General features: G+C 68.5%; 22 protein-coding genes. 8 read left to right on the top strand and 14 right to left on the bottom strand.

Annotated elements, in window-relative coordinates:
- Positions 1-21 precede the first annotated feature (21 nt).
- Positions 22-606, top strand: coding sequence for an NADPH-dependent FMN reductase (locus ACP7A3_RS10385; RefSeq protein WP_017980384.1), 585 nt, complete (start codon positions 22-24; stop codon positions 604-606).
- A gap of 6 nt (positions 607-612) precedes the next feature.
- On the opposite strand, the gene ACP7A3_RS10380 is transcribed toward ACP7A3_RS10385, so the two are convergent.
- The 6 genes from ACP7A3_RS10380 to ACP7A3_RS10355 all read right to left on the bottom strand — a co-directional run bounded on the left by ACP7A3_RS10380 (position 613) and on the right by ACP7A3_RS10355 (position 4,515).
- Complete coding sequence (locus ACP7A3_RS10380) at positions 613-1,233, bottom strand: MarC family protein (protein ID WP_043060971.1); 621 nt, start codon at positions 1,231-1,233, stop codon at positions 613-615.
- Positions 1,230-2,096 (bottom strand): bifunctional methylenetetrahydrofolate dehydrogenase/methenyltetrahydrofolate cyclohydrolase FolD, encoded by an 867-nt coding sequence (gene folD / locus ACP7A3_RS10375; protein WP_426255517.1) that lies wholly within the window; start codon positions 2,094-2,096, stop codon positions 1,230-1,232. Before folD ends, ACP7A3_RS10380 begins: the two co-directional genes overlap by 4 nt.
- Positions 2,093-2,395 (bottom strand): DUF167 domain-containing protein, encoded by a 303-nt coding sequence (locus tag ACP7A3_RS10370; protein ID WP_426255516.1) that lies wholly within the window; start codon positions 2,393-2,395, stop codon positions 2,093-2,095. The genes folD and ACP7A3_RS10370 overlap by 4 nt, the downstream gene beginning before the upstream one ends.
- A 10-nt stretch (positions 2,396-2,405) precedes the next feature.
- Entirely contained in the window at positions 2,406-2,717 is a 312-nt protein-coding gene (locus tag ACP7A3_RS10365; protein ID WP_017980388.1) for a YggT family protein, read from the bottom strand.
- Positions 2,718-2,786: 69 nt separating this feature from the next.
- Positions 2,787-3,686 (bottom strand): acetylglutamate kinase, encoded by a 900-nt coding sequence (gene argB / locus ACP7A3_RS10360; RefSeq protein ID WP_043060974.1) that lies wholly within the window; start codon positions 3,684-3,686, stop codon positions 2,787-2,789.
- A gap of 148 nt (positions 3,687-3,834) precedes the next feature.
- Entirely contained in the window at positions 3,835-4,515 is a 681-nt protein-coding gene (locus ACP7A3_RS10355) for a queuosine precursor transporter (protein WP_426255515.1), read from the bottom strand.
- 371 nt (positions 4,516-4,886) lie between these two features.
- Here ACP7A3_RS10355 and egtB point away from each other — a divergent pair, with 371 nt between their 5' ends.
- Together egtB and egtD are read left to right on the top strand one after the other, a co-directional pair.
- Positions 4,887-6,143, top strand: coding sequence for an ergothioneine biosynthesis protein EgtB (egtB, locus tag ACP7A3_RS10350; RefSeq protein ID WP_426255514.1), 1,257 nt, complete (start codon positions 4,887-4,889; stop codon positions 6,141-6,143).
- Positions 6,143-7,120, top strand: coding sequence for an L-histidine N(alpha)-methyltransferase (gene egtD, locus ACP7A3_RS10345; RefSeq protein ID WP_294313707.1), 978 nt, complete (start codon positions 6,143-6,145; stop codon positions 7,118-7,120). Before egtB ends, egtD begins: the two co-directional genes overlap by 1 nt.
- 22 nt (positions 7,121-7,142) lie before the next feature.
- On the opposite strand, the gene ACP7A3_RS10340 is transcribed toward egtD, so the two are convergent.
- Entirely contained in the window at positions 7,143-8,210 is a 1,068-nt protein-coding gene (locus ACP7A3_RS10340; RefSeq protein ID WP_426255513.1) for a DUF1176 domain-containing protein, read from the bottom strand.
- Between the two features lie 11 nt (positions 8,211-8,221).
- Positions 8,222-9,067: a CPBP family intramembrane glutamic endopeptidase gene (locus tag ACP7A3_RS10335; RefSeq protein WP_244057147.1), complete on the bottom strand. Its 846-nt coding sequence runs from the start codon at positions 9,065-9,067 to the stop codon at positions 8,222-8,224.
- Positions 9,068-9,159: 92 nt separating this feature from the next.
- Here ACP7A3_RS10335 and ACP7A3_RS10330 point away from each other — a divergent pair, with 92 nt between their 5' ends.
- On the top strand, positions 9,160-10,029 hold the full coding sequence (locus ACP7A3_RS10330; protein WP_426255662.1) for a 3-hydroxybutyryl-CoA dehydrogenase: 870 nt from the start codon (positions 9,160-9,162) through the stop codon (positions 10,027-10,029).
- 11 nt (positions 10,030-10,040) lie between these two features.
- Positions 10,041-10,187, top strand: a complete 147-nt coding sequence (locus ACP7A3_RS10325; RefSeq protein WP_017980396.1) for a hypothetical protein — start codon at positions 10,041-10,043, stop codon at positions 10,185-10,187.
- 71 nt (positions 10,188-10,258) lie between these two features.
- Here ACP7A3_RS10325 and ACP7A3_RS10320 read toward each other — a convergent pair whose 3' ends face one another.
- The 6 genes from ACP7A3_RS10320 to gluQRS all read right to left on the bottom strand — a co-directional run bounded on the left by ACP7A3_RS10320 (position 10,259) and on the right by gluQRS (position 15,923).
- The gene (locus tag ACP7A3_RS10320) at positions 10,259-11,626 is read right to left on the bottom strand and encodes an amino acid permease (RefSeq protein WP_426255512.1); all 1,368 of its coding nucleotides are present in this window, start codon (positions 11,624-11,626) and stop codon (positions 10,259-10,261) included.
- Complete coding sequence (locus tag ACP7A3_RS10315; protein WP_426255511.1) at positions 11,623-12,048, bottom strand: hypothetical protein; 426 nt, start codon at positions 12,046-12,048, stop codon at positions 11,623-11,625. The genes ACP7A3_RS10320 and ACP7A3_RS10315 overlap by 4 nt, the downstream gene beginning before the upstream one ends.
- A 4-nt stretch (positions 12,049-12,052) precedes the next feature.
- Positions 12,053-13,387: a NupC/NupG family nucleoside CNT transporter gene (locus tag ACP7A3_RS10310; protein ID WP_147035880.1), complete on the bottom strand. Its 1,335-nt coding sequence runs from the start codon at positions 13,385-13,387 to the stop codon at positions 12,053-12,055.
- 835 nt (positions 13,388-14,222) lie between these two features.
- Positions 14,223-14,771 (bottom strand): cob(I)yrinic acid a,c-diamide adenosyltransferase, encoded by a 549-nt coding sequence (locus ACP7A3_RS10305; protein WP_147037443.1) that lies wholly within the window; start codon positions 14,769-14,771, stop codon positions 14,223-14,225.
- A gap of 18 nt (positions 14,772-14,789) precedes the next feature.
- Positions 14,790-15,020 carry a twin transmembrane helix small protein gene (locus ACP7A3_RS10300; RefSeq protein ID WP_017980400.1) on the bottom strand — a complete coding sequence of 77 codons (231 nt, stop codon included), beginning with the start codon at positions 15,018-15,020 and terminating at the stop codon, positions 14,790-14,792.
- A 9-nt stretch (positions 15,021-15,029) separates the two neighbouring features.
- Positions 15,030-15,923, bottom strand: a complete 894-nt coding sequence (gene gluQRS, locus ACP7A3_RS10295; RefSeq protein ID WP_426255510.1) for a tRNA glutamyl-Q(34) synthetase GluQRS — start codon at positions 15,921-15,923, stop codon at positions 15,030-15,032.
- 116 nt (positions 15,924-16,039) lie between these two features.
- On the opposite strand from gluQRS, the gene ACP7A3_RS10290 reads away from it, so the two are divergent.
- From ACP7A3_RS10290 to ppc, 3 genes are all read left to right on the top strand, one after another.
- A complete protein-coding gene (locus ACP7A3_RS10290; RefSeq protein ID WP_017980402.1) occupies positions 16,040-16,606 on the top strand; it encodes an HNH endonuclease in 567 nt (188 codons plus the stop codon).
- Positions 16,607-16,634: 28 nt separating this feature from the next.
- On the top strand, positions 16,635-17,090 hold the full coding sequence (locus tag ACP7A3_RS10285; protein WP_426255509.1) for a hypothetical protein: 456 nt from the start codon (positions 16,635-16,637) through the stop codon (positions 17,088-17,090).
- 227 nt (positions 17,091-17,317) lie between these two features.
- Positions 17,318-20,002, top strand: coding sequence for a phosphoenolpyruvate carboxylase (ppc, locus tag ACP7A3_RS10280; protein WP_426255508.1), 2,685 nt, complete (start codon positions 17,318-17,320; stop codon positions 20,000-20,002).
- Positions 20,003-20,610 lie beyond the last annotated feature (608 nt).

Genomic DNA, 20,610 nt, shown 5'->3' with positions numbered 1-20,610 from the left:
GGGGAGCGCTATCGCGGGGTCATGACCCAGCAGCCCTCCTCACCCCCGCTCGTCGTCGGTATCGGCGGCACGATCGGCGGAGTTTCCTCGACCGAGCGCGCGTTGCGCATTGCGCTCGACGCGGCGGAACGCGAGGGCTTTGCAACGCGGATGTTCGGCGGCGCCGACATGGCGCGCCTGCCGCTCTACGATCCGCGCGCGACGAGCCGGACGGAGGACGAACAGGCGTTCGTCGCCGCGGTGCGCGGCGCATCGGCGGTCATCATCGCCAGCCCGGGCTATCACGGCAGCATCTCGGGCGTGGTCAAGAACGCGCTCGACCTGCTGGAGGAAACCGCGCGCGACGAACGCCCCTATCTCGCCGACCTGCCCGTGGGGCTGATCGCCACCGCTTATGGCTGGCAGGCGACGGGATCGACGATTGCGGCGCTGCGCTCGATCGTCCACGCGTTGCGCGGCTGGCCGACGCCCTTTGCCGCGGCCATTAACACGCAGATCACCAAATTCGATGACGAAGGTGGCGCGAGCGATCCCGCCGTCTACGATCAACTGTGCCTGATCGGTCGTCAGGTCGCCCGCTTCGCACCGCTGGTGGCGCCGCGATAAAGCCGATCAGCGCAGGCTGACCTGCAACCCGTCCATCACGAACTGCACCGCCAGCGCCGCCAGCAGAACGCCGAGCAGACGCGTGATCACCGCCTCGATCCGCGTACCGAGCAGCCGCATCAGCGGCCCCGCGGCGAGCAGCGCGACCAGCGTAAGCAGCAGGATCGTCACCATCGCGGCCAGCACGACCAGCGTCGCTTCCAGCCCGTTCGTACGCGCCATTAGCAGCATCACGGTCGCGATCGATCCCGGTCCGGCGATCATCGGCATCGCCATCGGGAAGATCGACACGTCCTCCACTTCCGGATCGGCGGCGACCTCCGCGGCGCGATCCTCGCGGCGCTGCGTGCGCTTCTCGAACACCATTTCCAGCGCGATGAGGAACAGCATGATGCCGCCCGCGATGCGGAAGCTCGCCAGGCTGATGCCCAGGCCGTGGAGCAGTTTCTCGCCGAACAGCGCGAAGACGAACAGGATCGCGCTTGCTACGCCGACCGCGCGGATGGCCATGCTGCGGCGCTGCAGCGGCGACGCGCCCGACGACAGGCCGGCATAGATGGGTGCGCACCCCGGCGGGTCGATCACCACGAAGAAGGTGATGAGCGACGAGACGAACAGCTCGATCACGATGCGACGCTCATGCCCTCGCGGCGGCAGGCGGATATGTACGTGTTGCGGATCAGACAGGCGATCGTCATCGGACCGACGCCGCCGGGGACCGGCGTGATGGCGCCAGCCACGTCCTTGGCGGCAGCGAAATCGACGTCGCCGACCAGCCCCGTCTCGGTCCGGTTGATGCCCACGTCGATCACCGTCGCGCCCGGCTTGATCCAGTCGCCCTGGATGAAATGGGGGATGCCCACCGCCGCGACGACGATATCGGCGGCCCGGCAATGCGCCGCGACATCGCGCGTGCGGCTGTGGACGACGGTGACGGTGCAGCTTTGCTGCAACAACAGCTGTGCCATCGGCTTGCCGACGATGTTCGACCGACCGACGACCACCGCCTCCATGCCCGACAGGCTGGGATGGATGTCGCGCAGCAGCATCAGACAACCCAGCGGCGTACAGGGCACGAACCCCTCCGCACCGATCGCGAGGCGTCCCGCGTTGACCGGGTGAAAACCGTCGACGTCCTTGTCCGGATCGATCGCGAGCAGCACCGCTTCGGCATCGATATGCTTCGGCAGGGGCAGCTGAACAAGGATGCCGTCGACGGTCGGATCGGCATTCAGCCGCCGTACCAGAGCCAATAAAGCATCCGCATCCGTGTCGGCGGGCAGGCGATGCTCGAAGCTCTCCATCCCGGCCTCACGCGTCGCCTTGCCCTTGGAACGGACATAGACCGACGACGCCGGATCCTCGCCGACCAGGACGACGGCTAGGCCGGGCGCCCGGCCGGTCGCGTCGCGGAAGGCGGCGACATGCGCGGCGGTGCGGGTACGGAGCGCAAGGGCGTGCGCCTTGCCGTCGATGATCGTGGCGGTCATGGCGCCACGTCATAGAGGGCGGCAGCGGTTTTCGCCAGCACGGCCGCATCCCCCGCAACATGCAGCCGCTTCAATCGCGCGGTGTCTCCGCCGATAAGCGCGACCGCGCGCTTCGGAACGCCGAACCGGTCCGCCACCAGCGCGAGAAGCGCCGCATTCGCCTTGCCGTCGACCGGTGCGGCGGCCAGTCGCGCGGCAAAATGATCTTCGGTGGCAGCCAGTAAGGCATCGCGCCCACTACGGGGTGTCACTCGAACGGCAAGGACGATGCCATCGTCGCGCACCGTCCAGGCGGCCATCGGCGACGCCTCAGGCCGCGCCGTTGGTCAGGATCGCAGCGGCGATATTGGGGAGGAGGACGGAGTCTAGGATGCGGATGATGATTAGCACCGCGAGCGGCGCCAGATCGATTCCATTTATGTTGGGCAGAACGCGGCGGAGCGGGCGGTAGAGCGGCTCCGTCAGCGAATCGAGCCCGTAGTGGAGCGAGCGCACGAAATTGTTCGACGTGTTGATGACGTTGAACACGATCAGCAGCGACAGCACGAACTGGACCATGATGATCCACCACAGCACGTCGAGCAGGATCATGATGATCTGAATCAGGGAAAGCGCGACCACGCCTGGGCTCCGGATTATGGGTAGAGGCCGGACCTAGCGATTAAACCCGGCGCGGCCAAGCGCTGTCGGTCAGGCGTGGACCAACGTCCCCGCGCCTGCCGAGGTGAAGATTTCGAGCAGCATCGCATGCGGCACCCGCCCGTCGAGGATCACCGCGGCGTCCACCCCCGCCTCGACCGCGGCGACGCAGGTATCCACCTTGGGGATCATGCCGCCCGAGATCGTGCCGTCCGCCTTCAGCGCCGCGATGCCCGCGGGGTCGAGGTCGGTCAGAAGCACCTTGTCCTTGTCCAGCACGCCCGCGACGTCGGTGAGCAGGAAGAAGCGCGAGGCACCCAGCGCCGCGGCGATCGCCCCCGCCATCGTATCGGCGTTGATGTTGTAAGTGTGTCCGTCCGCACCCAGAGCGATCGGCGCGACGACGGGGATGATGCCGCTGGCCGACAGCGTATCGATGATGGTGCGGTCGACCGCCACCGGTTCGCCGACGAAACCCAGATCGACGTGACGTTCGATCCCCTGCAACGTATCGGGCGTGTCGCGACCGACCTTCATCGCGGTGACGAGGTTCGCGTCCTTCCCCGAAATGCCGACCGCGCGGCCCCCCGCCTGCCCGATCCAGGCGACGATTTCCTTGTTGATCGATCCCGCCAGCACCATTTCGGCGATGCGCGCGGTTTCGGCGTCGGTGACGCGCAGGCCGTCGATGAAGCGCGATTCGACGCCCAAACGCTTCAGCATCGCGCCGATCTGCGGCCCGCCGCCGTGAACGACAACGGGATTGATGCCGACCGCCTTCAACAACACGACGTCTTCGGCGAAATCGCGCGCCAGTTCCGGATCGCCCATCGCATGGCCGCCGTATTTCACGACGAAGGTCTGACCGGCATAGCGCTGCAGATAGGGCAGAGCCTCGGTCAGCGTTTCGGCCTTGGCGAGCAGGGCAGCGGTGGCGGCGGAGTCGGTCATGCGGCGGCCTTTAGCGGTCCAAGGGCGGTCCTCATAGTCCTGCCGCCGCGCGACAGAGGCGTGGCGGGCCATGACGGGCGGCGTCGCTGACCGCCCCCTCCGTCAGCTTCGCTGCCACCTCCCCCTGGCGGGGGAGGACTTGGGGAACTTAGGCCTGGCGGTCGAGCCGCTTGCCGAGGCCGACGAACACGTAGATCAGCGGCGGCACGAGGAGCGCCGAGAGCACGACCTTGACGATCATCTGCCCGGCCAGCAGCTCGCCGATCGGGAAGACGCCGGCGAAGGCGATGGTGACGAACAGCAAGGTATCGACGATCTGGCTGAGCATGCTGGCGATGCCGGCACGCAGCCAGAGGAGGCCGCCGCCCTCGCGCCCCTTCAGCGCCGCGAAGATCGTGACGTTCAGCGTCTGCGAGATGCCATAGGCGACGATTCCGCCCAGCCAGATGCGCCACGTACCGCCGAGCACGAGCTGGATCGCATCGCGATTGGCCGGCTGCATCTCGGGCGCGGCGGGCAGCGCATGGACGATGAACGACAACAGGATCGAAACGATCAGCGGCACGAAGCCGATCTGCACCAGCCGGTTGGCGATGCCGCGCCCGTGCAGTTCGGCCATCGCGCTGGAGGTGACGACGAGCAGCAGGAAGGCGAAGATTCCCGCTTCGACCGCCAGCGGCCCCAGCCCGACCAACGGGCCCAGCGCGGACAACGGCCCCAGCGCCACCTGCTTGTTGCCGAGCACGCCCGCGATGCAGACCATGCCGCCGTAAAAGATCGAAAAGGCGAAGAGCGAGCGCGGGATCGGCGCGGCGTGGGTGTCGTCCATCGCGCGGACCCTATCGGCTTTGGCGCGCGCGTCAAAGGGATTGGCGCGTGGCGGGTTCGGCGGCCTTTGCTTTCAAGAGGCTGGGGGCAATCGCCAGGCGATGGGGCGGGCTCGTCCTCTTCCGGCGGGGATGGCGCTGTGGGAGGCGGGGCGGAGGCGGCGGACAGGAGCCGAAGCGCTGCGCTGACCTCCCCCTCCGTCATGCCTGCGGCATGCCACCTCCCCCTGGCGGGGGAGGACTTGCGACCGGGCGCAATATCGATCGGGACGAATCCACTTTATCATCGGCTCGGCGCAACCCTTTGGGCTGTCATGCGCTTCAGCATCTTGCGCGCGCGTGACGGACGCGCTTTGCGCAGGAGGGGCCGGCCATGTTGAAGATCGCACCCGGCCCTGATGCCGCCCTTGCCGCACGTTATGATCGGGTTCGCGCCCTCACCGTCGCGCTGACCGCGCCGCTGTCCGACGCCGACGCCAGCGTCCAGTCGATGCCCGATGCGTCGCCGGCCAAATGGCATCTCGCGCATACCACCTGGTTTTTCGAAACCTTCGTGCTGCGCGATCACGTGGACGGCTATGTGCTGCATGACGAACGCTTCCCGTTCCTGTTCAACAGTTATTACGAGGCGGAGGGCCGCCGTCACGCGCGCGATCGCCGCGGCATGATCACCCGGCCGACGCTGGACGAGGTGCTGGCCTATCGCGCCTATGTCGATGCGGCGCTGCTGTCGGCGCTGCCCGGCCTGCCCGATGCCGCCCGCGAGCTGGTGGCGCTGGGCTGTCATCACGAAGAGCAGCATCAGGAACTGCTCGTCACCGATATCCTGCACCTGTTCGGTGAAAATCCGCTGGAGCCCGCGCTGTGGCCCGCCGCGCCCAAGGTGCCGGTCGCGATGCCGGGGCCGATCCGCTGGATCGAGCGCGATGCGGGAATCGTCCGCGTCGGGCACGATGGCGATGGTTTCGCCTTCGATTGCGAGGGGCCGCGGCACGATGCGTTGCTGGCCCGCCACGCCATCGCCGACCGCACGGTCACCAATGGCGAATGGGCGGCGTTCATCGCCGATGGCGGCTATGCGGACGCGCGGCACTGGCTCGCCGACGGTTGGGCATGGGTGAAGGCGAACGGCATCGCCGCGCCACTCTATTGGGAACGGCAGGACGGCGTGTGGACGCGCTTCGGCCTGGATGGACGCCGGCCGATCGATCCCGCCGCGCCGGTGACGCACGTCAGCCTGTACGAAGCGGACGCCTATGCTGCCTGGGCCGGCGCGCGCCTGCCGACCGAGTTCGAATGGGAGGCCGCTGCGCAAGCGGCCGACGCGGCCGGTGGTAACCAGATGGACGGCGCCGGCCCGGTCGAGCCGCGCCCCGCCGCCCCCGGCGATCCCGCCTTTTTCGGCGACGTGTGGGAATGGACGGGCAGCGCCTATCGCCCCTACCCCGGCTTTCGCACCGTCGACGGCGCGGTCGGCGAATATAATGGCAAGTTCATGAGCGGGCAGTCCGTGCTGCGCGGCGGCAGCTGCGCCACGCCCCGCGGCCATGTGCGCCCCTGCTATCGCAATTTCTTCTACCCCCACCAGCGCTGGCAATTCACCGGCGTCCGGCTCGCCAAGGATATCTGATGCTGAAGCCCGAAATCGAGGACGGTCAGGCGAGCCTCGCCGATCCGCAATTCCGTGCCGACGTGCTGTCGGGGCTTGAGCGGCGCCCGCGCGCGATCCCCGCCCGCTGGTTCTACGATCGCCGCGGATCGGAGCTGTTCGAGGACATCACCGTGCTGCCGGAATATTATCCGACGCGTACCGAAACCGCGATCCTGGAAGAGATCTGCCCCGAGGTGACCGAGGTCGTCGGCCGCGGCCGCGCGGTGGTGGAGTTCGGATCGGGATCGTCGACCAAGACGCCGCTGCTGCTGCGCTGTGCCGCGCCGTCCGCCTATGTGCCGATCGACATTTCGGGCGATTTCCTACGCGAATCGTCGCGCGTGCTCAGCGAAGCCTTCCCCGACCTGACCGTGTTGCCGTTCGAGGCGGACTTCATGCGGCCGCTGACGCTGCCGGCCGAGGTGGCGGACACACCGAAGCTCGGCTTCTTCCCCGGTTCGACGATCGGCAACATGATCCCGCTGATGGCGGTCGACCTGTTGCGCGCGATGCGCGCGTCGCTGGGCGAAGGCGCGATGCTGCTGATCGGCATGGACCGGATCAAGGACGAAAGCACGCTGGTCGCCGCCTATGACGATGCGGCGGGTGTGACGGCGGCGTTCAACCTCAATCTGCTGGACCGGATCAATCGCGAGCTGGACGGCACGATCCCGGTCGACGCCTTCGCGCACGAAGCGCGCTGGAACGACGATCGGGCGCGGATCGAAATGCATCTGGTGGCGCAGCGCGACGTCGCCTTCACCATCGAAGGGCGCCCCTTCGCCATCGGTGCAGGCGAGAGCATCCACACCGAGAACAGCCACAAATACGCCTCGCGCGATGCACGTATCCTGCTGCGTTCGGGCGGGTGGACGCCGATCCGCGAATGGACCGACCCCAAGGGGCTGTTCGGCCTCTACCTCGCCGAAGCGCAGCCGGAGCGGCCGGCGCCGTAAGCGCGCCAGCCGCCGCAAGGCGTCACGGCCGCATCGTGGCGCGCCATGTCGCGATATACTCGGTATTGCCGCGGCATTCGCTCATCTCGTCCTGCGACACCAGACGATAGCGGCTGCCGTCCCACGCGAAGGTCTGCCCCACACCGCAATCCCCCAGGCCACGGCCCTTGGCGTAACTGGTCAGGACGTTGCGGTCGAAATCGCCGTTGACGACGCTATGGACCGGGGTCTGTGAATCCGCGCCCGTCGCGTCGAAGCCGGCGGGCGCGTCGGTCTGCGCCGGGCGGACGTCGGTGCCGCGGACGACGAACAGCGCGCCGATGACGTTATACGCCCCCGCCGAACAGGGCTGGATCACCAGCAGGCGACCGTCCGGCGTCCTGGCGACCGAGGGGGTTGAGTCCATCCCTTCGGACAGGTCGCACCGGCCGATCCGCTTCATCGTCGCGACCACGGATGCCGGCAGCTTGGCGGTATAGGGCGTCAGCCGCTGTGCGGCGACGATCGGCAGCGCCGGTGCGGGCGGCACGCTCGCTGCGGGCTTGGCGCCCTTCGCGACGGTGGCCGTCACGGTCCCCGCGCGCCCCTGCATCGCATCGATGTAGCGCAACGCGGCCGAAGCGCCCTTTAGCGAGATCGTGCCGCCGGGCACTTTGAGAACCCGACCGTTCGCCATGGCGGCGGCAAGGGCATTTGCGTCGCTGCCCAGATCACGACCGTCGACGGTGAAACGGGCCGCGGGCGTGCGCCCCGACGCATCGGTCGCGCCCTCCCCCGACATCGCATGATAGCGACCCTGCGGGCCCGGGTCGCGCGTGAGGTTGAGCGTCGCGCCCGCACCGGCACCATCGTCGGGTAGCAGCGACGCCATGGTACACACCAGCCCATTGTCGCAGCCGACCTGCCAGTCGCCGAACGTCTTGAGCACGCCGGGTTTCGGCGTGACCGGCGCATCCGTCTTCGCCGTCGCGGGCGGACGTGCCGCCGTGCGGGGCGTGGCCTCCGGCGTCCGGGTTGGCGTCGCGTCAGCCTGCGGCTGGCTGGAGCAGGCGGCGAGCATCAGGGCGGCGAGGGCGACATGGCGGGTCATGATGGTCCTACTCAGCGAACGGGTTCCCGGTTCCAACGCCGCAACGCCGCCCGCAGCACCACGACGAAGATGACGAAGCCGACGATCACCGCGGGCAGCGACGCTTCGGGTCCGAAGGCGCCGCCGCTCAGCCAGTCGGGGCTGCCCTGCACGGGCGCGCTGACGAACAGGCTGCCCGTGTCGGTGCCGCCCGACACGCGCGCGCCGAACACCGGCCCCTGGACGAAATTCCACGCGGCATGCACCCCCACCGCCATCCAGATGCGCCCGGTGACGAGGTAGAAAGCGGCGAGCATCAGCCCCGCCTCCACCGCGATCGCCAGCGCGGCGACCAGCGTCGCATTGGGGTTGGCGAGGTGCATCGCACCGAACAGCAGCGCCGAGATCGCCAGTGCCGGCCACAGGCCGCCCGCGCGCATCAGCAGACGGAACACGACGAGGCGCAGCAGCAATTCCTCGGCGAACCCGGTACGCAGCGCCCAGACGATGTCGCTCGGCCAGTCGCCCCATTGGCCGGGCGCGAGCGTATAGACGCCGAGCAGGCGCAGGCTGGTGAAGACGAGCGCGAACATCCCCGCCCCGATCGCGAGGCCGGCGAGCAGTTCGGGCAGCAACGGCCGGGCGGCGATCTCCACCGGCGCGCGACGCTCGCCGTAGCGGACCGCCAGCGCATAGACCGCGTAGGCGACCAGCACCGATCCGATCCGCACCGCATCGCGATAGGCGGGTGCCGCATGCAGCCAGCCGGGAAAGAGCAGGACGCTCATCACCGCGAACAGCGCGACCATCCAGCCGAGCGCCGCCAGCCACCGCCATCGGCCCGGCCGCAACAGGCCGCTATCCCCCAATACGATCATGCCCCTCTCCTCTGTGCGTGCGAGCCTATCCGGCTGGCAGGCGGCGGGAAAGCGGCTATGGCGAACGGCAAAGCGATCGATGGAGAGACATGATGCAGGCAGTGGGTGTGATCGGTGCGGGCCAGATGGGCGCCGGCATCGCGCAGGTGAGCGCGGCGGCGGGCTATCGCGTGATCCTGTCCGACGTGTCGGTCGAGCGCGCCGAGGCGGGTAAGGCGGGGATCGCCAAGCTGCTCGCCCGTGCGGTCGAGAAGGAAAGGATCGACGCCGCGACGCGTGACGCGACGCTCGACCGGATCGAGCCGGTGGGTGACGTCGCCGCCATGGCGCCTTGCGGCCTCGTCATCGAGGCGGCGACCGAGCGCGAGGAGATCAAGCGGGCGATCTTCGGCACCGTCGGCAAGGTGCTCAGGCCGGATGCGATCCTCGCGTCGAACACCTCGTCGATCCCGATTACCCGCCTCGCCCAGGCGACGCCCGATCCGGCGCGGTTCATCGGCGTGCATTTCTTCAATCCGGTGCCGGTGATGGGCCTGATCGAGGTGATCCGCGGCCTTGCGACGTCGGACGCCACCGTCGGCGTCATCGAGGATTATGCCGAGCGCCTGGGCAAGGCGGTGGTCCGCGCCAACGACGCGCCGGGCTTCATCGTCAACCGTGTGCTGATGCCGATGATCAACGAGGCGATCTTCGCGCTCGGCGAGGGCGTCGCGACGATCCGCGACATCGACCTTGCCTGCCAATTGGGCCTCAACCATCCGATGGGGCCGCTGACGCTGGCCGACTTCATCGGCCTCGACACCTGCCTCGAAATCACCCGCGTGTTGTTCGAGGGCACCGGCGACCCCAAGTTCCGCCCGGCCCCGCTGCTAATGAAGTATGTCGAGGCCGGCTGGTACGGCCGCAAGACCGGCCGCGGCTTCTACGATTACAGCGGACCGCAACCCGAGCCGACGCGCTGAGGAGACTGGCCATGAGCCTGGACGACACGATCGTCGACACGCCCGAAGGTCCGATGACCTTCAAGGAATGGAAGAAGAAGAACCCGGTGCAGCTGCCTTCGCGCCGGACCAAGGGCAAGGATTTGCCCAACAAGGTGAAGACCCGGACGGGGGAATGACCCCGTTTTTCGTCATCCCGGCGAACGCCGGGATCCATGGACTCGATGCCGTCGATTGGCGCGTGCTACGATCAGCCCCTCGTACCCATGGATCCCGGCGTCCGCCGGGATGACGAAAGTGGGCGTAGGAATGCCGCATACACCCCCGCCAACACCGCCAGCACCGGCACGCCATAAACCAGCGTCAGCGAGAAGGCGGCGGTGAAGGGCGTCGTCGCCAGGATCGCGAGGATCGCTGCCACACCGGCGAGGCTCACCCATGGATAGCCCCACATCCGGAACCCCGCCGGCACGCCGTGCCGTCGCCGGAAGGCGAGGTGCGTGACGAAGATCATGCCCCAGGTGAACAGCGCGCCGAAGATCGACACGGCGATCATCACGCCGAGCGCTGCATCGGGCCGCCACGCATAGACGCCGCCCGCCACCGCAATCCCCGCCGCCGATACGAGCAATGCCGCTACCGGCACGCCGCGCACATCCACCGCGCCGAGCCGCCGCGGCGCGAGGCCGCTGTCCGCCAGGCTGAACAGCATGCGCGAGGCGGTGTAGAGCTGGCTGTTCATCGCCGACAATGCCGCGACCAGCACGACGGCGTTGATGACGCCTGCCGCATAGGGCAGGCCGCTCGCCGCCATCACCGTCACGAAGGGGCTGGTCGCCGTGCCGGCCTGCGTCCACGGCAGCACCGCCAGCATCACCGCCAGGCTGCCTAGGTAGAAGAGCGCGAGGCGCAGCATCGTCGAGCGGAAGGCGCGGACGATCGCGCGTTCCGGATCGCGTGCCTCGCCGGCTGCGACCGCGATCATTTCGATACTGAGGTAGCTGAAGATCGAGACGATCACCGCGCTCCAGATGCCGCCGATACCGTGCGGCGCGAAGCCGCCATGGGCGGTGTAGTTCGCCAGCCCGACGCCCGGTGCGCCGCGGCCGATCACCCACAGGCCGAGCGCGATGAAGGCGAGGATCGCGACGACCTTGATCGCCGAAAACAGATATTCGACCGCGCCGAACGCCCGCACGCTGACGAGGTTGACGGCGAGCAGCGCCAAACCGAACCCGCCAATCCACCACGCGCCGGCCACGTCGGGCAGCCAATAGCGCATATAGATCGCGACCGCGGTCACCTCCGTCCCGATCGCCAGGATGATGCAGGTGACATAGGCGTAGCGGACGAGGAAACCGGCGAACCGGCCGAGGTAGCGTTCGGCGAACAGCCCGAACGATCCGGTCGCCGGATCGGCGACGGTCATTTCGGCCAGGCACCCCATCAGCGCCAGCGTAATGAGGCCACCGATCGCATAACTGACCAGCACCGCCGGCCCGGCGAGCTGGATCGCGAAGCCGCTGCCCAGGAACAGCCCGGTGCCGACCGCCCCGCCGATCGCGATCATCGCCAGCTGGCCCGGCCCCAATGTCCGTTTGAGGCCAAGTTTCGTCATTTCGACCCGCGCTGCGTTTCCTGGCGCGTGTCTATCTCTTGCAGCGCCTGCTCTTCTTCAGCCAGCGCGCCCGGCTGACGAAAATGAGCAGCCAAGTAGACGGGTACAGAAAAAGTCACCCGATGCGTATGGGCTTTACTGTCGCTGTCGGTTGACTTAACTGTTCCGTCGGTGCCAATTTCTGCCTTTACCACAGAAATGTTTACGCCGAAGCCAGCCTTACCGCCAGCTTGGCTTTCGGAAATAGTCGTGTTGGTCAGGGCCAGCGCGACATCAAATGTCACTTCCGTTTTACCGCCGACCTCTTGGTTAGCCACCCGATTGGGAGCTACCGCCATAAGGTTCTTAGAGCGAACCTTGGCCCGCTGCACCCCGAGTCCAATCTCCGAAAGTGTCGCCTCAATGAAATCGCTAAGACGCATGACGTCAGCCGATCAGCAGGCCGGCGAGCGCCGCCGACATCAGGTTGGCGAGGCTGCCCGCAGCGAGCGCGCGCAGGCCGAGCTTGGCGATCATCGGGCGCTGGTTGGGGGCGAGGCTGCCCGTCACCGCCATCTGGATGGCGATCGACGAGAAATTGGCGAAGCCGCACAGCGCGAAGGTGACGACGGCGATGGTGCGCGGGCTGAGCTGCGCGGCCTGCTTGCCGAGATCGATATAGGCGACGAATTCGTTCAGCACGATCTTCTCGCCGAATAGGCCACCGGCAATCCCCGCCTCGTTCCACGGCACGTTGAGCAGGAACATCACGGGCTGGAAGAGATAGCCGAGCAACGCCTGGAAGCTTAAGCCCGGCAGGCCGATCATATTGCCGAACCCGCCGAGCAGGCCGTTGGCCAGCGCGACCAGCGCGACGAAGGCGAGCACCATCGCGCCGACCGCGACGGCGAGGCGCACGCCGGTCTGCGCACCCTGCGCGGCGGCCATGATGAGGTTGGCGGGCTTTTCCTCGTCATGCGTCGCTTCGGGCAGCGGCTCGCCCGGCGTGCCTTCCGGCAGCAAGGCGGCGGGGCCGGCGCCGCTGATGCGATGGTCGGCGAGCGCGATCACGCGATTTTCGTCGGGCACGTCGCCCAGCGGCAGCTCGCCTTCGGGCGGCATGGAGCGATCGGGCATGATGATCTTGGCCATCAGGATGCCGCCCGGCGCAGCCATGAAGCTGGCGGCGAGGAGATATTCGATGCGGATGCCCATCGAGGCATAGGCCGCAAGGATCGTGCCCGCGACGCCCGCCATGCCGCTGGTCATCACCGTGAACAGCTGCGGCGGGGTGAGGCCGGCGAGATAGGGGCGGATCACCAGCGGCGATTCGGACTGGCCGACGAAGATGTTGGCCGCGGCACACAAGGATTCGACCTTCGAGGTGCCGATCACCTTTTCGATCGCGCCACCGACCCAGCGGACCACGACCTGCATGACGCCGAGGTAGTAGAGGATCGAAACGAGGCTGGCGAAGAAGATGATGACCGGCAGCGCCGCGATCGCGAAGCTCTGGCCGCCGATATCGGGGCTGGCGAGCTTGCCGAACAGAAACTCCGTGCCCCGCTGCGAATAGCCGAGCAGCGCCGACACGCCCGCCGACGCCCCCGCCAGCGCCGCACGACCCGGCCCCCAGTAGAGCACGATCGTCGCGATCGCCGCCTGCAACGCGAACGCCGCGCCGACGACGCGCAGCCGGATCGCCTTGCGGTCGGTAGACAGCGCGAAGGCGATGCCGAGGATGACGAGGATGCCGGCAACGCCGATCAGGATACGGTTCATGGTGTTTCCGCGAGGATAGGGAAAAGCCGCGGCCCCCCGGCAGCGACGGGGCAGCATACACGCGCTTTTTGTCGAGGAAAGTGAGGATTGAAGCGCGGCGCTCCGGTGGGGCGCGGTGATGGCGCGAATCGGGGTTTGCGCGGGAGAGGGCGCGCGGAAGTGGACGAAGTGGACGGTATGCTATCGTCGGAAGCGAGGGCCCCGCGGCGCCCGTCGCGCATCGGCGGGGCGAAGGGCGGACGGGTCATGGCGGGGGTGTAGCAGATGGGGGCGTGTAGGACAGGGCCGGCGGGGGGTTGGCGACTTCGTCGGCGCTGTGGCGCGCCACCTTGCCGCACCCACGCCGTCACCCCGGACTTGATCCGGGGTCCACCGGACCGCAGGGGAACGGCAAGAGGCTCCGGCCGTCCCCCTCGCCGCGGAGTGGACCCCGGAACGAGTCCGGGGTGACGGGACTTTTGTTGGCTCGGTTCCGGCCGCCACAGTCGTCGTTCCGGCGCGGGTTGGGGCATAGGGCTGCGGCTTGTGCCCTCCACATACAGGTCCTGCTTCAGGCTTCTGCTACATGCATTGCCGTCGCCGCACCCACTCCGTCACCCCGGACTTGGTCCGGGGTCCACCGGGCCGCGAGGGAGCGGCAAGAGGCTCCGGCCGTCCCCCTCGCCGCAGAGTGGACCCCGGAACGAGTCCGGGGTGACGGAGTGTTTTTGGTATGCCTTGGCGCGTTACCGCAGCGTTGGGGAACGGCTGTGGCTTTGGGTGGGCACTGATTACGGGGGATCCCTGCCTTCGCTGGGACGACGATGCGTGGCGCGCGAGACGCCCCCGCCCCGCCCTATCGGCTGGCGCCGGGCTTCCACAGGACGTCGCCCTCGCCTGCCCCGTTCACCACACGGGTGGCGACGAAGAGCCAGTCGGACAGGCGGTTGAGATAGGCGAGGGCCTGTGTCGCCTCGCTGCCCATCGTCACGACGCTGCGTTCCGCGCGGCGGACGATCGCGCGGGCGAGGTGGAGCGCCGCTGCCGCGGGGGTGCCGCCGGGCAGGATGAAGCTGGTGAGCGGGGACAGGCCCTCGTTCATCGCGTCGATCTCCGCCTCCAGCCGCGCGACCTGGGCGGGCACGATGCGCAGCGCGCCCTCGATCCCCATCGGTGTGGCGATATCGGCGCCGAGATCGAACAGGTCGTTCTGGATGACGAGCAGCCGGTCCGCGGGCGCGGCGCCCTGCAAGGCGGCGATTGCCACGCCGATCGCGCTGTTCGCCTCGTCGACATCGCCGATCGCCTGCATCACCGCGGCGGCCTTCGACACGCGCGATCCGTCGACGAGGCCCGTCGTGCCCGCGTCGCCGGTGCGCGTGTAGATGCGGTTCAGCTTGACCATCGTCCGGGTGTCAGCGGCTCAGGTGCGGCCGCCGACGAACAGGATGACGACGATGATGAGGATCGCCAGCGCCTGGAAGAAGACGCGCATCTGCATCATCTTGTTCGATTTGAGCGAGGCCGCGGATGGCCCTTCGCCATTGCGGACCTGGGCGTGACTATCCTGGAGGAAGGCGATGACGCCCCGCACCAGCGCGACCACCGTCGCCAGCATCGCCGCGATCAGCAGAATGACGAGGAAGGTGTTCATGCGACATACTTAAGCATCGTGCGCGGCAAAGCCAATGGGAAGCCGCCCGGCGCGCAAGCGTTCGGCAAGGGCGAGGCCGTCCTTGCCCGCCTGCCGCAGATCGGCAAGCGCGGGGGCGCCGTTGCGCTTGGCGAGCCGCGTGCCATCCGGGCCGGTCAGCAGCGGATGGTGGCGATAGAGCGGCGTCGGCAGGTCGAGCAGCGCCTGCAGCAGGCGGTGGACGTCGGTCGCCGGGTAGAGATCGACGCCGCGGACGACGTGGGTGACGCCCTGGGCGGCATCGTCCACCGTCACCGCGAGGTGATAGCTGGCGGGCGCGTCCTTCCGCGCGAGCACGACGTCGCCGAACGCCGCCGGATCGGCGGTGCGATCGCCCGCGTCACTGTCGTGCCAGTGGAGCGGGCCGGTGCGGGCCAGCGCCGCGTCCATGCACAGCCGCCAGGCGTGCGGCTCGCCTGCCGCGATCCGCGCCGCCGCCATGGCCGGGTCGAGATGGCGGCACAGGCCGGGATAGACCGGTCCGTCCGGGCCGTGGTGCGGCGCGCTGGCGCTCTCCGCAATCTCGCGCGCGATATCGGCGCGAGTGCAGAAACACGGGTAGAGCAGCCCCGCCGCGCGCAGCCGGGCGAGCGCCGCGTCGTACAGCGCCAACCGCTGCGATTGGCGGACCACCGGGCCGTCCCACGACAGTCCCAGCCAGGCGAGATCGTCGAGGATGCCGGCGACGAATGGCTCGCGGCTGCGCGTCCCGTCGATATCCTCGATCCGCAGCAGGAAGCGGCCGCCCTTGGCGCGGGCGTGGTCGTGCGCCTGGATCGCCGCATAGGCATGGCCCAGGTGCAGCAGGCCCGTGGGGCTGGGGGCGAAGCGCGTGACGACGGTGCCGGCACCGGAGGCGCTCATGCCGCGCGGCCCCGCCGGCCACCGCAAGCCGCTTGACCGCACCCAAGGGCGCGTGCTGTCATACCCCCGTCACTCTCATGGGCGACATGGCCCATGGGTAACCCGTGGGAGGAGCCGTGTTTCATCCCGATCTGATCCGCCATCCCGACAATTGCCCCGCGTTGGTGCTCAACGCGGACTATACGCCTTTGTCCTATTATCCCTTGAGCGTCTGGCCGTGGCAGACCGCAGTCAAGGCGGTGTTCCTCGACCGGGTCGACATCGTCGCGCATTACGAGCGTGAGGTGCGCAGCCCGAATGCGGCGATCAAGCTGCCGTCGGTCATCGCACTGAAACAATATGTGCGCCCCTCCGCCTTTCCGGCCTTCACCCGCTTCAACCTGTTCCTGCGCGATCGCTTCGCCTGCCAATATTGCGGGGTCAGCCGCGACCTGACGTTCGACCATGTCGTGCCGCGCGCGCAAGGGGGCCGGACGACGTGGGAGAATGTCGTCACCGCCTGCGCGCCCTGCAACCTCAAGAAGGGCGGGCGCACGCCGAAGCAAGCGGGCATGCCGCTGTATGTCGAGCCGATCCGCCCGACCAACTGGCACCTTCAGGAACATGGCCGCGCCTTTCCGCCCAACTATCTGCACGACACATGGCACGACTGGCTCTACTGGGATGTTGAGCTGGAAGCATAAGCGGAGACGATAGTTGCGGCGACACGGAATGACGGCATCGCTGGTTCTTGCGGTGGCCCTGCTGAGCGCATGCGGCAAGAAGAGCGAGGAGAAAGCGGCGCAGGCGGATGCGGTCGCCAATGCGGCAGGCTTCGTGCCGCCTGCCGTCACCAGCCGCGTCGATTTCTCGACCGCGATGGAGCAGCGCTTCCGCAGCCTGGACCGCAACGGCGACGACCGCATCGACGCGACCGAGCTGCCGCGCCAGAACAGCCGCCTGATGGGGCTGGACCGCAACAAGGACGGCGTGATCAGCCAGATCGAATGGAGCGAGGGCACGATGCGCCGCTTCGACCAGATGGACCTCAACCACGACGGCACGGTGACGTCGGAAGAGGAAAGCGAATGGCGCGCCGCCCGCGACGCCGGCCGAGCCCCCCCGGCGCAGCCGACCACGCCGGTGCTGGGCGATACGCTGAGCAACCAGGGCACGCGGGCGCAATAGGGGGCGGCGTAGGCCTCCCATCCACGCCGCCACCCCGGACTTGGTCCGGGGTCCACTCTGCGGCGAGGGGGGTGGCTGGAGGCTCTTGCCGCCCCCTTGCGGCTCGGTGGACCCCGGAACGAGTCCGGGGTGACGGAACGGGTGGGGCGAGTGCCCTCACCTCAGCTTTCCGCTTCGAAACCCCAAGCCCGGTTGACCCGATCCCTGCCGCAGCGCAGCATGCGGGCATGGCCAACATCGACCCCGCTTCGCTTCCGCCGATCGCCAACAACCCCGACGTGCGCTTCCTGGGCGCGAAGCTCGGCGACGTCATTCGCGCCTATGGCGGCGAGGCGCTGTTCGAGGCGACCGAGGCGATCCGGCGGGCGTCGGTGGAGCGCCATCGCGGCACCGGCGACGGCGATGCGGTGCATCGCCACCTGCAGGACCTGGGCCTCGACGAGACGCTCGATTTCGTCCGCGGATTCATGCTCTTCTCGATGCTCGCCAATTTGGCCGAGGATCGCCAGGGCATCGCCGCCGAACAGGGGGCGGACGTCGCCGCGGCGCTCGCGACGTTGCAGGCGGAGGGGATCGACCGGGCGGAGGTGCAGCGGCTGCTCGCCCATGCGCTGATCGTCCCCGTGCTGACCGCCCATCCCACCGAGGTGCGGCGCAAGAGCATGATCGACCACAAGAACCGCATCGCCGAGCTGATGGTGCTGAAAGATGCGGGCCGTAGCGAGACGCCCGACGGCGATCTGGTCGACGATGCGATCACCCGCCAGATCGCGTTGCTGTGGCAGACGCGCGTGCTGCGCCGTGAGCGACTGTACGTGACCGACGAGGTCGAGACGGCGCTGAGCTACATGCGCGACGTGTTCCTGCCCGCCCTCCCCGCGCTGTACCAGCGCTGGGACCGCGCGTTCGGGGAGCGCGTGCCGAGCTTCGTGAAGCCGGGCAGCTGGATCGGCGGCGACCGCGACGGCAACCCCTTCGTCACCGCCGATTCGCTGCGCACCGCGCTGTCGCGCGCGGCGGAGGCGGTGCTCGGCTTCTACCTCGACGCGGTGCATGCGCTGGGTGCGGAGCTGTCGATCTCGACCGAACATGCCGCGGTGGACGCGGCGGTCGTCGCGCTGGCGGACGCGAGCGGCGACACCGCCGCCAGCCGCAGCGACGAACCCTATCGCCGCGCGCTGTCGGGCATTTATGCGCGGCTCGCCGCGACGCACGAGACACTGACCGGCAAGCCCGCCGCGCGCCCCGGCCGGCTGACCGGCGAGCCCTATCCCGACCCGCAGGCGTTCCGCGCCGACCTTGCCGCGATCGCGCATGCGCTGGCGAGCGCCGGGGCGCTCAAGACCGGTGGCGCGCTCGGCCGGCTGATCCGCGCGGTCGAGACGTTCGGGTTCCACTTGGCGACGCTCGACCTGCGCCAGAACAGCGCGGTCCACGAACGCGTCGTCGCCGAACTGCTCAAGACCGCAGGCGTCGAGGACGATTATCTTAGCCTCGACGAGGCCGCACGCGTCGCGCTGCTGCGGCGCGAACTGGCGCATGCGCGGCCGCTCGCCAGCCGCTTCACCACCTATTCGGACGAGACGCAGTCCGAATTGCAGATCGTGCTGGCCGCGGCGGAGGCGCATGCGACCTACGGCCCGGCGTGCATCACCAACTATATCGTGTCGATGGCGCAGTCGGTGTCCGACCTGCTCGAGATCAACCTGCTGCTGAAGGAAGTGGGCCTGTATCGCGGTGGCGACGAGCCGTCCGCGGCGATCATGGCGGTGCCGCTGTTCGAGACGGTCGGCGATCTGGAGGCCGCGCCCGGCATCATGACCGACTGGTTTGCGCTGCCCGAGATCGCGCACATCGCAGCAAAGCGCGGCCATCAGGAGGTGATGATCGGCTATTCGGACAGCAACAAGGATGGCGGCTACCTGACCTCCACCTGGCAGCTGTCCAAGGCGTCGACCGCGCTCAAACCCGTGTTCGAGGCGGCGGGCGTCGGCATGCAGCTGTTCCACGGTCGCGGCGGTGCGGTGGGGCGCGGCGGCGGCAGCGCCTTTGCGGCGATCCGCGCGCAGCCGCCCGGCACGGTCCAAGGCCGCATCCGCATCACCGAACAGGGTGAGGTGATCGCGGCGAAATACGGGACGCGCGACAGCGCGATGACCAATCTGGAGGCGATCGCCTCGGCGACGTTGCTCGCCAGCCTGGAGCCCGAGCGGCTGTCGAACGCGCAGAATGCCGACTTCACCGGCGCGATGGACGCGCTGTCCGACACCGCATTCCACGCCTATCGCGACCTCGTCTACGGCACGGACGGCTTCCGCACCTTCTTCCGCCAGATGACGCCGATCGGCGAGATCGCCGGGCTGAAGATCGGCAGCCGCCCGGCGAGCCGCAAGAAGAGCGACGCGATCGAGGACCTGCGCGCCATCCCCTGGGTGTTCAGCTGGGCGCAGGCGCGCACGATGCTGCCCGGCTGGTATGGCGTCGGCCAGGCGATTGCGGCGTTCGAAGACAAGGCGCTGCTGCGCGACATGGCGCAGGGGTGGCCGCTGTTCGCCGCGACGCTCGCGAATATGGAGATGGTGCTGGCGAAGTCCGACATCGCCATCGCCGGCCATTATGCCGAACTGGTCGAAGACAAGGCCCTGCGCGACGGCATCTTCACACGCATCCGCGATGCGTGGCATCTGACGCATGACGGGTTGCTCGACGTGACGGGGCAGACGCGGTTGCTGGACAAGCACCCGGCGCTCGATGCCTCGATCCGGCTGCGGCTGCCGTATATCGAGCCGCTCAACTTCCTGCAGATCGAACTGATGAAGCGCCACCGCGCGGGCGAAGACGATCCGCGGATCGGCGAGGGCATCCTGCTGTCGATCAACGCGATCGCGACGGCGCTGCGGAATAGTGGGTGAGACGGCGCGCGTCATGCCCTGAGGGCGTCCATAGCCGACGCGGCGGCGGCGCGCCAAGGCACGCCAGACACACCCCGTCACCCCGGACTTGGTCCGGGATCCACTCCGCGGCGAGGGGGACGGCTGGAGGCTCTGGCCACCCCCTGGCGGCCCGGTGGACCCCAGCCTGCGCTGGGGTGACGCACGTTTGTGGAGGGCGGATCAGCTGGCTAGGAACGGCGCCGCCACCTCCGGCCGCACGCGCCTCAGTCGCCCGCAGCCGACGCTGAGGCGGCGCGCCAAGGCTCGCCAGACACACTCCGTCACCCCGGACTTGTTCCGGGGTCCACTCCGCGGCGAGGGGGACGGCTGGAGGCTCTGGCCACCCCCGGGCGGCCCGGTGGACCCCAGCCTGCGCTGGGGTGACGCACGTTTGTGGAGGGCGGATCAGCTGGCCAGAAACGGCGCTGCCACGTCCGGCCGCACGCGCATCAGGCGGCCGGTTACGCGTTCCAGCGCTGCGGAATAGTGGGTGACGTAAGCCCTCCCCCGCCAGGGGGAGGTGGCCGCCGCAGGCGGTCGGAGGGGGAGGGTACGGCGAACGGACCGTATGCGGCAACGCCCCCTCC

Origin of the sequence: Sphingomonas sp. DC5200-1 (assembly GCF_049897245.1) — a bacterium.
GTDB classification, from domain to species: domain Bacteria; phylum Pseudomonadota; class Alphaproteobacteria; order Sphingomonadales; family Sphingomonadaceae; genus Sphingomonas; species Sphingomonas aquatilis.
This window is presented reverse-complemented; position numbering and strand designations above follow the sequence as displayed.

Coding starts and splice junctions, on each gene's coding strand:
- egtD (WP_294313707.1), top strand. CDS start 6,143: ATGCTGAAGCCCGAAATCGAGGACGGTCAGGCGAGCCTCGCCGATCCG.
- ACP7A3_RS10340 (WP_426255513.1), bottom strand. CDS start 8,210: ATGACCCGCCATGTCGCCCTCGCCGCCCTGATGCTCGCCGCCTGCTCC.
- ACP7A3_RS10315 (WP_426255511.1), bottom strand. CDS start 12,048: ATGCGTCTTAGCGATTTCATTGAGGCGACACTTTCGGAGATTGGACTC.
- ACP7A3_RS10285 (WP_426255509.1), top strand. CDS start 16,635: ATGACGGCATCGCTGGTTCTTGCGGTGGCCCTGCTGAGCGCATGCGGC.
- ACP7A3_RS10325 (WP_017980396.1), top strand. CDS start 10,041: ATGAGCCTGGACGACACGATCGTCGACACGCCCGAAGGTCCGATGACC.
- ACP7A3_RS10305 (WP_147037443.1), bottom strand. CDS start 14,771: ATGGTCAAGCTGAACCGCATCTACACGCGCACCGGCGACGCGGGCACG.
- ACP7A3_RS10320 (WP_426255512.1), bottom strand. CDS start 11,626: ATGACGAAACTTGGCCTCAAACGGACATTGGGGCCGGGCCAGCTGGCG.
- folD (WP_426255517.1), bottom strand. CDS start 2,096: ATGACCGCCACGATCATCGACGGCAAGGCGCACGCCCTTGCGCTCCGT.
- ppc (WP_426255508.1), top strand. CDS start 17,318: ATGGCCAACATCGACCCCGCTTCGCTTCCGCCGATCGCCAACAACCCC.
- gluQRS (WP_426255510.1), bottom strand. CDS start 15,923: ATGAGCGCCTCCGGTGCCGGCACCGTCGTCACGCGCTTCGCCCCCAGC.
- ACP7A3_RS10385 (WP_017980384.1), top strand. CDS start 22: ATGACCCAGCAGCCCTCCTCACCCCCGCTCGTCGTCGGTATCGGCGGC.
- ACP7A3_RS10310 (WP_147035880.1), bottom strand. CDS start 13,387: ATGAACCGTATCCTGATCGGCGTTGCCGGCATCCTCGTCATCCTCGGC.
- ACP7A3_RS10300 (WP_017980400.1), bottom strand. CDS start 15,020: ATGAACACCTTCCTCGTCATTCTGCTGATCGCGGCGATGCTGGCGACG.
- argB (WP_043060974.1), bottom strand. CDS start 3,686: ATGACCGACTCCGCCGCCACCGCTGCCCTGCTCGCCAAGGCCGAAACG.
- ACP7A3_RS10330 (WP_426255662.1), top strand. CDS start 9,160: ATGCAGGCAGTGGGTGTGATCGGTGCGGGCCAGATGGGCGCCGGCATC.
- egtB (WP_426255514.1), top strand. CDS start 4,887: ATGTTGAAGATCGCACCCGGCCCTGATGCCGCCCTTGCCGCACGTTAT.
- ACP7A3_RS10335 (WP_244057147.1), bottom strand. CDS start 9,067: ATGATCGTATTGGGGGATAGCGGCCTGTTGCGGCCGGGCCGATGGCGG.
- ACP7A3_RS10370 (WP_426255516.1), bottom strand. CDS start 2,395: ATGGCCGCCTGGACGGTGCGCGACGATGGCATCGTCCTTGCCGTTCGA.
- ACP7A3_RS10355 (WP_426255515.1), bottom strand. CDS start 4,515: ATGGACGACACCCACGCCGCGCCGATCCCGCGCTCGCTCTTCGCCTTT.